We start from the raw sequence: 15,295 nt of genomic DNA, 5'->3' as shown, positions 1-15,295 counted from the left end.
TTGATTTGGATTTTTATCATGTCACTACCACACGTTATCCTTACTGTTTTAAGCACTCGCGATGCGACTGGCTACGATATCACTAAGGAATTTTCCGCAAGCATCGGATATTTTTGGAAAGCGAGCCACCAACAGGTTTATCGCGAATTAAATAAAATGGCAGACAAGGACCTTGTCACCTGTAAATTAGAGCCTCAAGACGGTAAGCCTGACCGCAAGGTTTACTCAATCACTGAGTCAGGCCGCAGCACTTTGGCTGACTGGTTTGAGCAACCTACCGTTCACCCTACTGTGCGCGATGAGTTCTCAGCAAAGCTTGCTGCATGTGCGGTTCAACCATCAGCGGCATTCCGTATTCAACTTGAAGAGCTGATTGAAGATTCGAAAAAATTGGTCGCACATTATCGTGAGATTGAAGCGGCGTATTACGCGACACCAAGCACTCTAGACACGCCCGCTCGCTTAGAACGCCTAACATTGCGTCGCAACCTGCTTTCTCGCCAAGCTTGGCTTGACTGGGCAGAAGAGACCCTTGCCGAGCTTGAAGCGATCGCATAATCATTCATTAAGCGATAACAGCAACCTAACGATTCACGACACATCGATAGCGTTGACGATTTATCGCTACATGGCACCAATTAAAAAAGCGCTGAAGTATCACTTCAGCGCTTTTTTTATATCTGGAGAAGGCTTTCTAGGTTCACTATTGGCCTATCACTTATGTGTGTTAATGGGTTAACCTAAATCCACAATATCTAAGTAAGGTCTAAGGTCTTACACCCAACGTATGACACAATGCATAGGTCATTTCTGAGCGGTTCAATGTATAGAAGTGGAAATCTTTTACGCCTTCACGGCTCAAGGTTCGAACCATATCAATGGCCTGGCTCGCCCCAACAAGCTGGCGAGTGGTAGGGTCATCATCTAGACCTTCAAACTGCTTTTGCATCCAGCCTGGTACCTTCACCTTATTCATTCCAGCAAAACGAGATGCTTGCTTGAAGTTAGACACTGGCAAGATGCCCGGTACGATTTCAGCATCGATACCCGCCGCCACACAACGGTCACGAAAACGCAGGTAGCTTTCTACATCAAAAAAGAATTGCGTAATCGCACGGTTAGCACCGGCATCAATCTTTCGCTTGAGGTTTATCAAATCAGACTGCGCGCTTTTTGCTTCCGGGTGTACCTCAGGAAAAGCCGCCACTGAGATATCAAAGTCATGGCGTGATTTAAGCAACTCAACCAAGTCAGACGCATACATATCGGGTTGACCGCCACCTTCAGGGATATCACCACGGAGGGCCACAATGCTTTGGATACCGTTTGACCAGTAATCTTCAGCAATATCAATCAGCTCATTACGAGATGCATCGATACACGTTAGGTGTGGCGCCGCCACTAAACCAGTCTCATTTTTAATATCTTTAATAATAGAGTGAGTACGGTCACGCTCGCCTGAGTTAGCGCCATAGGTCACTGATACAAATTTAGGCTTAAGCGTTTTTAAACGATGTACTGACTTCCAAAGTGTCTCTTCCATCGTTGGGGTGCTTGGCGGAAAGAATTCAAAAGAAACATTAATATTGTCCGAAAGTTCAGCAATATTTTGGTTTAAGGCATCGATATGCCCTGCATGCGTGTATCCCATAACTCTCTCCCTAAATGCCAAAGTTGGTTATCCCAGCCAACCTTAGACGAAAACCTGTCTGTCATTAAAAACAATGAAATGAATAAAAATTCTTTTTTGACGTTTAGACGTCTATATGTCCATAGAATGAAATGAATAGCATTTAAAGTCAATAGCACGATAATGAATTTTTCTCATGATCAGAATTAATGAAATTGAAGAAGAAAAATAACGGGAGTAAGACGACGAATGAAGTGACGCTCAATGCTCTGAATTCGCAGTGGCACACGCTGTGAGTGCATGGCGCTAAACTCACCCAGCATCGCTTAGGGAGACATTATTCTGTTGAGACATTCAGATTATATTAATGAGCTCTAGGCCCAGAATAAGTAGATAAGTAATAAACGGGTAACGGGTAACGGGTAACGGGTAAAACAATGATGACCTGTGAATGAATACACAGGTCATCATGTTGCTTAGAAGAAGCTTGATATCAGATTCAGATCCGACTGGATAGCACCCGCGGTCACCTCACGTCCAGCTCCTGGGCCTCGAATAACCAACGGATTATCTTTGTACCATTTACTTTCTATCGCAAAGATATTGTCGCATGGCAGTAAGTTCGCTAGCGCATGCTCTTTAGACAACGCCTCGATACCCACACGCGCCTTACCAAAGCGATCAAGGCGAGCGACATAGCGCAATACCTTTTCTTCGCGCTGTGCCTTGTCAAGGCGCTCCTGAAGCAACTCACTCAACAACCCTGACTGCTCAAAAAAGCCATCCAATGTGAGGGCTTTAAGCTCTTCCGGTACCAACGATTCAACGACAACACTATCGGGTTCAATCTCAAGACCAGACTCACGCGCCAAGATAACCAGTTTGCGCATCACATCTGAGCCATCAAGATCAGAGCGAGGATCAGGTTCCGTTAGCCCCTGCTGCCATGCAAGGTCAACAAGCTCAGCAAACGGCACACTGCCATCAAACTGTTGAAATAGCCACGACAGCGTACCAGAGAAAATACCCGACAGCGCCATAATGTCATCGCCGCTTTCACGCAAATCTCGAACGGTATGGTTTATCGGTAACCCTGCGCCAACCGTCGCATTATAAAGCCAGTGACGGCTCGTTTTTGCAAAGGCTTCTTGTACGCGATGATAATCGGCGCTAGGGGCAGAACCGGCGACTTTATTTGCGGATATTAAGTGCACACCATGCTCAGCAATAGCGACATATTTCTGCGCTAACTCAGCGCTTGCCGTCACATCCAACACAACCGCTTCATCAAAGCCGTGCAACGCCGCAATTTGTTTTAACCAGCGGTCACCTTCATGAGGTACCGCCTCGTCTTTATAAGATTCTAAGAGCGTTTTTTCGTCGAGTCCGTTTTCGTCAAACCAATAATCTTGGCTGCCGATCACCGCGACCAAATCAAAACTCATGCCTCTGCGTTTTTCAAGCTCGCTTTTCTGTTGCTTAAAGAGTTCAAGCCAACTCGATCCAATATTGCCTTTGCCACATAGTGCAACCGCCACGCGTTTTTGCGCCTGAAAGAGCTGAGTATGAACGGACTTAACAAGCGGCATGACATCCGATTTACGCAATACCGCCGCTAGGCTCAAGCCAGAATCGGCTTCACAGAAAAATTCAACCGGTGCGTGTTTTAGCTGCTGATAGAAACCAAAGCAATGATTCGCATTTTTCGTGACACCAGCGCCAACCGCGGCCAACATGGAGAAGCCTTCTTTTAGCTTAATCTCCGCCTCTATCGCAAGGTCTTGCAATTCATTAAGGGTGCCAGCGGCGATCTCAGGAGTATACGCCAAGCGTAATCGAGATTGATCGGCTTGCGCTTCATAGGCCAGTGGCTCTAACTGCGCACGCTGTAAGCTATGAAGCACCTCTGCTTTTGCTCGCTCAAAATCATGCCCATTGCCAAAAGACAGCTCAATCAATAATACCTCTTCTAGTGAGGTAATGATCTTTGCCCCTCGTCCAGAGGCTAATACGCGTTCAATACGCGTTGAGCCTGATTCTGGTGAGTAACTGCAGCGTAAATTTAACTCCATGGTACTCTGCGCAACAGGCTGTAACGTGCGGCTATGTAACACGGGCGCCGCGAGACGAGCCAGTTCGCTGGCTTCATCCAAACGTAAAAGCGGCAATAAACACGCATCAGAAACCACACGAGGATCCGCGCTGTAAACGCCTGCCACATCACTCCAGATAGTGACGTTTGTCACCTCTGCTAATGCACCGATGACGGTCGCTGAATAATCCGAACCATTGCGACCAAGCAACACAGTATCACCGGCACTGTTCTGCGCCATGAAACCCGTAATCACCACACGGTGGTGCGCATGTTGCGCCAAGGCACTTTTAATCAAGGCGTAAGACTGGGCACGCTCAACCTCGGGTTGAGCACCAAACTCAGCACGCAAAAAGGCTCTTGCATCTTGGGCAACCGCAGGCAACTTACTTTGTCTTAGTAATGCTGCCAACAAGCGAGATGACCAAACCTCACCATGTCCCAAGATTGCGGCTTTCTGCGCCTCAGAAAGGGGCGCTATTTGCTCACCAAGCGTACTAAATTCGTCGCTCAACTGTGAACGAAGGGCTTCCGCTTCTTCGCCATCGAGCAATTCATCAATCAACTCAAATTGAAACTGTCGTAACGCTTGCAGGTGCTCATGAGCAACACGGCCATCCTTGTTTAACGCATCCAGAAACGCAATCAGTCGGTTGGTCGTCTTGCCTGCCGCTGATACCACAATCAGGTCTTCTGCGTGAGAGTAGTCTTTTAGAATCGATACCACACGACGGTAGCACTCAGGGTCAGCCAGGCTACTGCCACCAAATTTATGCAATTGCTTCGTCACTGGTACGTTAGTATTACTCATTGCCGTGCTTACCCTTCAAACGTTCGTGCTTTATCAAAAGCTTGTTGTAGATCTTCAATTAGGTCTTCTGCATCTTCTAAGCCTACCGATAAGCGCAATAGCTGTTGAGAGACGCCTGCTTCAGCCAGCGCAGCCTCGCCCATCGCGCGGTGAGTCATCGATGCAGGGTGGCAGATCAAGCTCTCCACCCCACCTAAGGACTCAGCCAGCGAGAAGAGATTCAGTTTGCCAACAAAATATTTCAACTGTTCAAAGCTACCAGCGAACTCAAAGCTCAGCATAGACCCAAAGCCCGACTGTTGCTTTTTGGCAATCTCATGGCCTGGATGCTCAGGTAGGCTCGGATGATAGATGACCTTAACCAATGATTCGCCCTTCAAATAATTGAGAATAACTTGTGAGCTTTCTTCATGGACACGCATACGCGCACTGAGTGTGCGGATACCACGCAACGTCATGTAGCTATCAAACGGTGTGCCTGTTGCGCCAATACAGTTACCCCACCACGCCAGCTCTTCAGCATGCGCTTCTGTTTTGGTTATCACCACGCCACCAATAACGTCCGAGTGGCCGTTGATGTACTTCGTCGTGGAGTGAATAACAAAGTCCGCACCGAGGTCTAAAGGCTTTTGGTACACCGGTGTCAAAAAGGTATTATCGACCGCCACCAGCGCGCCAACCTGCTTTGCTTTTTCGCAGACATTCGCAATGTCCACAACGCGTACCAACGGGTTAGACGGGGTTTCTAACAAAATCAATTTTGGTTTTTTTGCGATAGCAGCACTTAACGCCGCGTCATCACTTTGGTCAACAAACTGAACCTTAAAATCACCTTTTTGTGCGCGAGTATTAAATAAGCGATAAGAGCCACCGTAGCAATCGTGTGGCGCGATGATCAAATCATCAGGGCCGAGAAACGCCGATGCCCAAAGGTTCAATGCAGAGGTTCCACAGTTGGTCACCACAGCACCTTTACCGGACTCCAATTCAAATAAGGCCTGTTCAAGTAATCCACGATTGGGGTTACCAGAACGGGTATAATCATATTTTGGCACGTCGCCGAAAGCGGGAAAGCCATAATTGGTAGAAAGGTAAATAGGTGGTACGACAGCGTGGTGCTGAGTATCTGATTCGATACCCATACGAACCGCGATTGTCGCCGGCTTCCGATTGCTCATAGAAACATCCTTTATTAACACGCGCAAGGTGAAGGCTAACCACAACCTCTCGAGAAGGTTGGGTGATAAATAGTGTGATTAATCATGCTTGAACGGACAAGTAAAAGCACCCATCTTTGGAAAAATTAACCGTCCGCTCAACGAAACCCCACTTTACTGTCCATTCTGTGAGACGTCAACACTTCTAGACGTCTATATGTCTTTGCTTATGGCAGTAAATGCCGCTAAAATTGCGGCTTTCCTATAAAACAAATTTACGATCAATAGACGAAGGTGTGCAATGGCAGATTGGAATGGCGAATACATTAGCCCTTACGCGGAGCACGGCAAAAAAAGTGAGCAGGTTAAAAAGATCACGGTATCCATTCCGTTAAAAGTGCTAAAGGTATTGACCGACGAGAGAACTCGCCGCCAAATCAATAACCTACGCCATGCAACTAACAGCGAATTGTTGTGTGAAGCATTTCTGCACGCCTACACTGGTCAGCCGCTCCCGACCGATGAAGACTTAAGAAAAGACCGCCCAGATGATATTCCAACGGAAGTAAAAGCCATGATGACGGCGATGGGTATTGAGTTTGAAGCGTTCGATGAAGAATAAAACATAGGTCCTGGGTCCTGGGTCAAACAATAAAAAAACGCTGACCATCAAGGTCAGCGTTTTTTTCAAAGCAAATTCAAGGCACCAGGCACGTTTTATCCCTAAAGCCCCAAATTTCTATCCAACCATGGCCTTCTAAGCCATGATCTTCTAAAGCATATAGTTCTCAGGCATTTCAATTCGTGCGACGCCCGATTCGACTGCCGCTACTGCAACCGCTTTTGCAACGCGTGGTAGCAAGCGTGGGTCCATCGGTTTAGGAATAATGTAATCCTTACTAAATGACAACGCCTTAACACCCGCCGCATCAAGCACCTCTTGAGGTACGGGTTCTTTAGCAATTTGACGTATTGCCTCAACCGCCGCAAGCTTCATTTCATCGTTAATCTCACTGGCACGTACGTCCAATGCACCGCGGAAGATGAACGGGAAACACAGTACGTTATTTACCTGATTCGGATAATCTGAGCGACCGGTCCCCATGATCAAATCATCACGAACCTGATGCGCCAATTCTGGCTTAATCTCTGGATCAGGATTTGAACACGCAAACACGACCGGCTTCTCTGCCATGAGCTTCAACGCGTCAGCAGGAAGTAAATCTGGACCAGACACCCCCAAGAATAAATCCGCGCCTTCGATGACATCTTCAAGGGTACGTTTATCGGTATTGTTGGCAAACATCTGCTTGTATTCATTCAAGCCTTCACGACGCGTATGAATGACGCCTTTGCGATCCAACATGTAGATTTTTTCACGCATCGCACCGCATTTAATCAACAGCTCCATACAGGCCGTCGCCGCAGCGCCCGCACCCAAACAAACAATGGTCGCTTCACTTAATTCTTTGCCTTGCAGCTCAATCGCATTCAACATACCCGCCGCCGTGACAATTGCCGTACCATGTTGGTCATCATGGAATACCGGAACATCACAACGCTCGATCAAGCGACGCTCAATCTCAAAACAATCCGGTGCCTTGATGTCTTCTAGGTTGATACCACCAAACGTGTCAGAAATATTCGCAACCGTATCAACAAACTCGTCAATCGTGCGGTGTTTGACTTCGATATCAATGGAGTCCAAACCAGCAAACCGCTTAAAGAGTAGCGCCTTACCTTCCATAACGGGTTTGGATGCCAGTGGGCCAAGATTACCAAGTCCTAGGATTGCTGTACCATTTGAGATAACCGCAACCATATTGCCTTTCGCTGTATATTTATAAACATTATCAGCATTTTGCGCGATCTCTCGAACAGGCTCGGCTACGCCAGGGCTGTATGCGAGTGCAAGATCTTTGGCTGAATCAGCGGGTTTGGTTAACGCGATTTCAATTTTGCCTGGGGTTGGGTGGGCATGGTAATCGAGGGCCTGTTGGCGGAATTCGTCGATTTGATGATCATCGGACATGGTATGCGATCCTGCTTATTCGAGTATGAAAGACTGAGTGATTATTGTTATTTTTAGTATAACCCGCTTCGGAATGGTTTGATTTCCTCCATAAGGGGTACACAAAGTGCGCATACGCTATTGTCGTACGTCGCAACTTTAGGCGAATATACTACGCTAGTTAATCAAGGTTTTGAATGGATGGTGTCACGATTCGAGTGAGCTTAAGCCTTTATAGGTAAGCCAAGAGTTTAGGAAAAGGTAAGTCGAGTGTTTATAAAAATAACCACCGAGAAGAATATAACAATCCAAAAACCGTCACAATACACACACCACCGACCGTTTGGCGTTGGAATCAACCATACTCCACACTGATGGTATGGGTTAGTTGGTATTGCTCAACACAATTCAAGTTCGGGACTCATTTTAGCCGCGGGTTGAATAAAATATAAAACGCCAGAAACAAAAAAGGACGCCAAGGCGTCCTTTTTACATCTAAGGAAGTAAAATAATTACTTGCTAGATAGAGCGCCGAAACGCTTGTTGAAGCGATCAACACGACCACCAGTATCAACGATACGTTGCTTACCAGTGTAGAATGGGTGACATTTGTCACATACGTCTAGGTGAATTGAATCTTTCGCTAGAGTAGAGTTGAACTCAAATGTATTGCCGCAAGAACAAGTTGCTGTTACAGCTTTGTATTCTGGGTGGATGCCAGCTTTCATGGGAAACCTCAAATTTAGGCCGTGTCGCCATCCGAGTCTATGCCGGACACCACACGTAGTTAATAAAATACCTGTGTTACCGCTTCCAAAATTCAACATTATTGAAGTGACGGCGATGTGATAAGCAAACGCTATCAACCACACGATTTCTTCAAATATGACGAATAGAAGCCATACCATCAAGGCGCAGTATAGTAATGAATAGTCGAGATAGAATCAAATAAAATTGCCACTTTTTTCACCACCTTTAGGTGGGTTGATTCACTTTCTCTAATTAACTGTTTATCGAACACAACATAGCTAGGTAGAATAGGCGTCTATTTTATCAATATCGACCTTACTATGCGCCCAAACGTTGCTCGTGTTGCACTGCCAGTGCCACTAGATAAACAGTTCGACTACATCGTACCTGCCCACTTGTTTCCCGTAGTTGGCGGTCGAGTCTCTGTGCCGTTTGGACGCCAAACCTTAGTCGGTATTGTGACTCAGTTTAGTCACCAATCAGATTTTCCCATTGACCAGCTGAAACCGATTAAAGCCGCGCTCGATACTCGCCCGATCTGGTCCCCAGCGCTGTACGACTTAATCGTCTGGTGTAGCCAATACTATCAACACCCACTGGGCGATACGCTGCACAATGCTTTGCCTGCCGCGTTACGAAAAGGCAAGCCTGCTGAGTTCGCCACCACGGTCGAATGGCAGCTCACCGAGTCGGGAAAGAACCAGTTAGTGCAAGGATTTGGTCGCGCGGTGAAACAAGCAAAAGCCATGCATTATTTAGAAAATGGCCCTTGTTCACACCAAGAACTGCTCGACAACGACATCAGCGGAACCCTTCTCAAAGCCCTCGATGAAAAAGGCTGGGTATCCTCTTATGAAAAGCAGGCCCCAAACATACAGTGGCCAGCGGACTTCACCAATACTCCAAAAGATCTCAGGCTCAACGAGGAGCAAGCCATCGCGATTGCTTCGGTCAACAGCCAGACTGAATTTGCTTGCTACCTATTAGAAGGGGTCACTGGCTCAGGGAAAACTGAGGTGTACCTCAACATGATCAAGCCTGTACTGGAGCAAGGGCGACAAGCTCTGGTATTAGTGCCTGAGATTGGACTGACGCCACAAACCATCAACCGATTCCGTAAACGTTTCAACGTACCGGTTGAGGTCATCCACTCTGGGCTTAATGATACCGAGCGATTAAATGCCTGGCTAAGTGCTAGAGACAAGGTGGCGGGTATTGTAATAGGCACGCGGTCAGCGCTACTGACCCCCTTTGCTGATCTCGGCATTATTATTGTTGATGAGGAACACGACACCTCTTATAAACAACAAGATAGCCTGCGCTACCACGCTCGCGACGTCGCCGTCATGCGAGCAAACAAAGAAAAAATCCCGATTATTTTAGGGTCGGCCACTCCGGCCTTAGAGACATTACAAAACGCATTAAGTGGTAAGTATCATCACCTTGTTCTGAGCCAGAGAGCGGGCCTTGCCGTCCCAACGACCAATAAGGTCATCGACGTTAAGGGCCAGTATCTAGACAGCGGCTTATCCGCGCCGCTCATCGCTGAACTGCGCCGACACCTCGACGCGGGCAATCAGGTGATGTTGTTTCTTAACCGTCGTGGGTTCAGTCCTGCCCTGATGTGTCACGAATGTGGCTGGATCGCTGAGTGCAAGCGCTGCGATGCTTACTACACCTATCATCAGGCGAGCAATGAGATCCGTTGCCATCACTGTGGCTCGCAACACCCTATCATCCATCAATGCCAAGGCTGTGGTTCGCACCAACTGGTGACCGTCGGTGTCGGTACTGAGCAGTTAGAATCTCAGCTTGGTCAGTTGTTTCCCGAATACAAAACCATCCGAATCGATAGGGACAGCACGCGTCGAAAGGGCAGCCTTGAAGCCGCTTTAGATTCGATCAAGAAAAACGAATACCAAATCCTCATTGGCACGCAAATGCTGGCCAAGGGTCATCACTTCCCCAACGTAACGCTAGTGGCGTTACTGGACGTTGATGGTTCGTTATATAGCAGCGATTTCCGCGCTTCTGAGCGCCTGGCACAATTGTTTATCCAAGTGGCAGGGCGAGCAGGACGAGCAAGCAAGCCTGGCGAGGTATTATTGCAGACACATCATCCGGATCATCCGTTACTGCAATCATTGCTTAATAAAGACTATCGACACTTTGCCGACACCGTCTTGCAAGAGAGAAAACAAGCACAGCTTCCGCCGTTTAGCTTCCTTACCTTGATTCGAAGTGAAGCAAATAACCCCACCGATGTTGAAACCTTCTTACGTCAGGTTCGCTACTCTATTGAGGCGCACCCGTTGTTTGATAACAGCTGCCTTATCCTAGGCCCAACTCCTGCACCAATTGCGAAGCGTGCCGGTAAAGCGCGTTGGCAGCTTATTTTGCAAGTGCCGTCACGCAGTGTGATGCAAAGAATCATTTCGAGTGCCAAACCTGTCATTGCGCAGCTGCCGCTGGCGAAAAAAGTTCGTTGGTCAATGGACATCGAGCCACAAGACCTAAGTTAACCATAAACGTTTAATTAGCTGGTAATTGATGTTGAATTAGAGCTTTTAACCCAATCTGATTAAGTTCTTCGTCAGATCCCAATTGGGTCATCGCAAACGATTACTTTTAGAATTATAACAAGTTTTAGTTGTGATACACTTCACATATGCGATGTAATTTCTGTTAATTAGACCGTAACTTTTTGTTTAGAAATGAATAAAATCTATTAATGCGTCATGATTATCAAGACCCATTCATTCGCTTTTCTTATCCCAGCCATTTGTACTGTAGTGATTAAACAGTCAGTAAGAATGCATAACAAAAAACATAAAACGGATACAAACTGAAGTGAACACACGGAACGACTCCACGTGTCGCTTTTATAAAGCAGAATAGGTATTTCATTGAATAGGAAAAAAGAAGAGGACACTATTGTATGGCGACAATGAAGGATGTTGCCCAGCTTGCAGGGGTTTCTACCGCTACAGTTTCACGCGCACTGATGAACCCAGAAAAGGTTTCATCAAGCACTAGAAAACGAGTAGAAGACGCGGTATTAGAAGCTGGATATTCACCGAACTCCCTAGCTCGAAACCTGCGTCGTAACGAATCAAAAACCATTGTCACTATCGTGCCTGATATCTGTGACCCGTACTTTTCCGAGATCATCCGAGGAATTGAAGACGCGGCGATGGAGCATGGGTACTTGGTTCTACTGGGTGACAGTGGGCAATCTAAAAAACGCGAACATTCTTTCGTCAACTTGGTGTTTACCAAGCAAGCGGATGGAATGCTGCTATTGGGAACGGATCTACCGTTTGATATCAGCAAGCCTGAGCAAAAGAATCTCCCGCCAATTGTCATGGCCTGTGAGTTTGCTCCCGAGCTTGAACTGCCTACCGTTCACATTGATAACCTCACCTCTGCGTTTGAAGCGGTGAATTACCTCTCTCAGCTCGGTCATAAACGTATTGCTCAGATTGCGGGCCCAGATACGGCGTTTTTATGTCGTTTTCGACACCAAGGTTATCAGCAAGCACTGCGTCGTGCTGGCGTCGCAATGAACCCGGCTTACACCGTCAAAGGCGACTTTACCTTTGAAGCAGGCGCAAAATCTGTGCGCACCCTGCTATCACTGGCAGAGCCACCAACTGCTATTTTCTGTCATAACGACATTATGGCGATTGGTGCAATGCAAGAAGCGAAAAAGCTGGGGCTGCGTGTCCCACAAGATCTTTCATTTGTTGGTTTTGATGATATTCAATTCGCCCAATATTGCGATCCCCCGCTGACCACCATTTCACAACCCCGTTATGAAATTGGCCGCCAAGCGATGTACACCATGTTGGAGGTACTGCAGGGTGTTGATGTTCGAGCCGGTTCCCGCTTATTGGATACCGAACTTGTGATACGCGACAGTGCGGCGCCTCCAAGAATCATCTAGTCAACCGTTTGCTGACTTGCAAGTTGACCTTGTGGTATTTACCATGAGGTCAGTTATTTACTTCAACATTAGAAGTGTCATCAGTGGCAAACCGAGATTATGTGAAACGAGGCAGAGGCGCGAGCACTGCCCGTCGTCCAACCAAAAAGAAACCTTCGGGTAAAAAACCATGGCGTAGCGGTCTGCTTGCCATTATTTTGCTGTGTGCATTTGGTTATGGCTTGTATTCGTTAAGCCAAGACCCAGAGCCCGCGAAGCCAACCCCACCCGCCAAAGCGGTCAGTAAGCCGAAACCTAAGCCGACGAAAGCGATTCCTCCTCCTCCAGAGGAAAAGTGGGACTACGTTGAAAGCCTGCCAAAACGAGAGGTAGAAGTGAAGGCGAAGGAACAAGTCGTCTCCGCCATTCCTTACGTGATGCAGTGTGGCGCTTACAAAAATATGGCACAAGCCGAAGCTCGGAAGCTGGATATCGCCTTTCAAGGCCTATCAAGCACCGTTAGGAAAACAGAAAACAGCAGCTGGTATCGCGTGGTTTTAGGGCCATACAAGCTGAAGCGAGAAGCGGAGCGTGATAAGCATAAACTGCAACGCGCCAAGATCGAGCCTTGTGCGATTTGGAAAGATACGCAATAACGTGATGTGTTGATGTATTAGTATATTAAAGTCAGCCCTTTGGTGAAAACCAAAGGGCTGTTTTTATTGAGGCGCACGTGACATAGAAACGCATGTTCACCTAGACTGGAATAACAATATGCTGGATTGAACGGCGCAAAAAAGCACAACTTTTATAGTGATTTACTCCGCTCACCCACTCTATCCCTTGAAATCCTTTTCTTTCGTCCGCATATCCATTTCATAGTCGAAATGAAATCTGCATTTCAAATAGATATCCAATTCCAATAAAACTTATGAGGCATACGCCGTGACTACTATTGTATCTGTACGTCGAAATAACAAAGTCGTGATTGCCGGAGATGGACAAGTATCCCTTGGCAACACTGTAATGAAAGGCAATGCTCGTAAAGTTCGCCGTCTCTACAACGACAAGGTCATTGCTGGTTTTGCTGGCAGCACCGCCGACGCTTTCACACTGTTCGAGCGTTTTGAAAGCAAATTGCAAATGCACCAGGGGCATCTTACTAAGGCAGCGGTTGAACTTGCTAAAGATTGGCGCAGCGACCGTGCACTTCGCAAATTAGAAGCCCTACTTGCCGTTGCTGATGAAACGGCGTCTCTAATCATTACCGGTAACGGTGACGTGGTTCAGCCAGAACATGACCTTATTGCGATTGGTTCAGGCGGTAACTTCGCGCAAGCATCCGCGATGGCGCTGCTTGAAAACACCGATCTTGATGCTCGTGAGATTGCAGAGAAATCGCTAAAAATCGCTGGCGACATCTGTGTATTTACCAACCACCACCACACTATTGAAGAACTAGAAAGCGACGAAAAATAATCGTCATAAAAACAAAAATAGTGCCCAAAATTTGTAAGGATTAATTATGTCTGAAATGACCCCTCGTGAAATTGTTCATGAACTGAACCGCCATATCATTGGCCAAGATAATGCTAAACGCTCTGTCGCGATTGCGCTGCGTAATCGCTGGCGTCGTATGCAGCTTGAAGAAAGCCTGCGCGCAGAAGTCTCCCCGAAAAATATTCTGATGATTGGCCCAACGGGTGTCGGTAAAACTGAAATTGCCCGTCGCTTAGCCAAGCTTGCAAACGCACCTTTCATTAAGGTAGAAGCCACCAAGTTCACCGAAGTGGGTTACGTAGGCAAAGAAGTCGAGACCATCATCCGCGATCTCACCGATGTCGCGATTAAGATGACGCACCAGCAAGCGATGGAGAAAGTCACCTTCCGCGCTGAAGAACAAGCCGAAGAACGTATTCTGGATGCCTTATTGCCGCCAGCGCGCGACGCTTGGGGGCAAAACGAGCAAAAAGATGACACCTCATCAAATACTCGTCAAACCTTCCGTAAAAAGCTGCGTGAAGGCAAGCTCGACGATAAAGAGATTGAGATCGATGTTGCCGCTTCACAAATGGGTGTTGAGATCATGGCGCCTCCTGGTATGGAAGAAATGACCAACCAGTTACAAGGCATGTTCCAAAACCTAGGCGGTGATACCACTAAAAAACGCAAACTAAAGATCAAAGATGCCTTTAAAACACTGACGGAAGAAGAAGCCGCGAAACTCGTCAACCAAGAAGAGCTTAAAGAGCAGTCTATCTACAACGTTGAAAACAACGGTATTGTGTTCATTGATGAGATCGACAAAATCTGTAAGCGTGGCGAAGCCTCTGGCCCTGACGTTTCAAGAGAAGGCGTTCAACGTGACCTGTTGCCATTGATTGAGGGCAGCACGGTGTCGACTAAACACGGTATGGTAAAAACTGACCACATCCTGTTTATCACCTCTGGTGCATTCCAGGTTGCTAAGCCATCGGATCTCATTCCAGAACTGCAAGGTCGTCTACCAATCCGAGTCGAACTCGAAGCATTGAGTAGTCACGACTTCAAACGTATCCTAACCGAGCCTAAGGCCTCACTCACCGAGCAATACATCGCACTGATGAAAACCGAAAACGTGGATATTTCATTCACTGAAGACGGCATTCAACAGATTGCTGATGCCGCTTGGAAAGTGAATGAGAGCACCGAAAACATCGGTGCTCGCCGTCTGCACACCGTGATGGAGCGCCTGATGGACGAGATTTCGTTCGACGCCACAGAAAAAGCAGGCTCGAACCTAGTCATTGATTCTGGGTACGTGAACTCTAAGCTCGGTGAGTTTATTGACGACGAAGACCTAAGCCGCTTTATTCTTTAGCTGGCGGATACCCAGTAAAAGAAAAACGGCCCTAATAAGGGTAATGCCGTTCACTTAAG

Annotated in this window: 12 protein-coding genes; 7 read left to right on the top strand and 5 right to left on the bottom strand. The window is 47.2% G+C overall.

Annotation, left to right across the window (positions count from 1 at the left end; genetic code table 11):
- Nucleotides 1-18: 18 nt before the first annotated feature.
- On the top strand, nt 19-558 hold the full coding sequence (locus tag AB4405_RS04105; protein ID WP_102469757.1) for a PadR family transcriptional regulator: 540 nt from the start codon (nt 19-21) through the stop codon (nt 556-558).
- 208 nt (nt 559-766) lie between these two features.
- Here AB4405_RS04105 and metF read toward each other — a convergent pair whose 3' ends face one another.
- The 3 genes from metF to AB4405_RS04090 all read right to left on the bottom strand — a co-directional run bounded on the left by metF (nt 767) and on the right by AB4405_RS04090 (nt 5,711).
- Nucleotides 767-1,651, bottom strand: a complete 885-nt coding sequence (gene metF / locus AB4405_RS04100; RefSeq protein WP_102469703.1) for a methylenetetrahydrofolate reductase — start codon at nt 1,649-1,651, stop codon at nt 767-769.
- 455 nt (nt 1,652-2,106) lie between these two features.
- Nucleotides 2,107-4,533, bottom strand: a complete 2,427-nt coding sequence (locus tag AB4405_RS04095; protein WP_372059750.1) for a bifunctional aspartate kinase/homoserine dehydrogenase II — start codon at nt 4,531-4,533, stop codon at nt 2,107-2,109.
- 8 nt (nt 4,534-4,541) lie between these two features.
- Nucleotides 4,542-5,711 carry an O-succinylhomoserine (thiol)-lyase gene (locus tag AB4405_RS04090; protein ID WP_372059749.1) on the bottom strand — a complete coding sequence of 390 codons (1,170 nt, stop codon included), beginning with the start codon at nt 5,709-5,711 and terminating at the stop codon, nt 4,542-4,544.
- 280 nt (nt 5,712-5,991) lie between these two features.
- Here AB4405_RS04090 and metJ point away from each other — a divergent pair, with 280 nt between their 5' ends.
- Nucleotides 5,992-6,312 (top strand): met regulon transcriptional regulator MetJ, encoded by a 321-nt coding sequence (gene metJ / locus AB4405_RS04085; protein ID WP_102469700.1) that lies wholly within the window; start codon nt 5,992-5,994, stop codon nt 6,310-6,312.
- A 150-nt stretch (nt 6,313-6,462) separates the two neighbouring features.
- Here metJ and AB4405_RS04080 read toward each other — a convergent pair whose 3' ends face one another.
- A complete protein-coding gene (locus AB4405_RS04080; RefSeq protein ID WP_102469699.1) occupies nt 6,463-7,722 on the bottom strand; it encodes a malic enzyme-like NAD(P)-binding protein in 1,260 nt (419 codons plus the stop codon).
- A 491-nt stretch (nt 7,723-8,213) separates the two neighbouring features.
- The gene (gene rpmE, locus AB4405_RS04075) at nt 8,214-8,429 is read right to left on the bottom strand and encodes a 50S ribosomal protein L31 (protein ID WP_102469698.1); all 216 of its coding nucleotides are present in this window, start codon (nt 8,427-8,429) and stop codon (nt 8,214-8,216) included.
- A 342-nt stretch (nt 8,430-8,771) separates the two neighbouring features.
- Here rpmE and priA point away from each other — a divergent pair, with 342 nt between their 5' ends.
- From priA to hslU, 5 genes are all read left to right on the top strand, one after another.
- Nucleotides 8,772-10,973: a primosomal protein N' gene (priA, locus tag AB4405_RS04070; protein WP_372059748.1), complete on the top strand. Its 2,202-nt coding sequence runs from the start codon at nt 8,772-8,774 to the stop codon at nt 10,971-10,973.
- Nucleotides 10,974-11,389: 416 nt separating this feature from the next.
- Nucleotides 11,390-12,397: a DNA-binding transcriptional regulator CytR gene (gene cytR, locus AB4405_RS04065; RefSeq protein WP_102532526.1), complete on the top strand. Its 1,008-nt coding sequence runs from the start codon at nt 11,390-11,392 to the stop codon at nt 12,395-12,397.
- A gap of 83 nt (nt 12,398-12,480) precedes the next feature.
- Nucleotides 12,481-13,032 (top strand): SPOR domain-containing protein, encoded by a 552-nt coding sequence (locus tag AB4405_RS04060; RefSeq protein ID WP_102469695.1) that lies wholly within the window; start codon nt 12,481-12,483, stop codon nt 13,030-13,032.
- A gap of 289 nt (nt 13,033-13,321) precedes the next feature.
- Nucleotides 13,322-13,855, top strand: a complete 534-nt coding sequence (gene hslV / locus AB4405_RS04055; protein WP_102469694.1) for an ATP-dependent protease subunit HslV — start codon at nt 13,322-13,324, stop codon at nt 13,853-13,855.
- A gap of 46 nt (nt 13,856-13,901) precedes the next feature.
- A complete protein-coding gene (gene hslU, locus AB4405_RS04050) occupies nt 13,902-15,236 on the top strand; it encodes an HslU--HslV peptidase ATPase subunit (RefSeq protein WP_102532525.1) in 1,335 nt (444 codons plus the stop codon).
- The last annotated feature ends 59 nt before the right edge of the window (nt 15,237-15,295 follow it).

Source organism: Vibrio sp. 10N.261.51.F12 (genome assembly GCF_041471725.1).
In the GTDB taxonomy this organism is placed as follows: domain Bacteria; phylum Pseudomonadota; class Gammaproteobacteria; order Enterobacterales; family Vibrionaceae; genus Vibrio.
The sequence above is the reverse complement of the archived record's forward strand: the minus strand, read 5'-3'. Positions and strand labels throughout refer to the sequence as shown.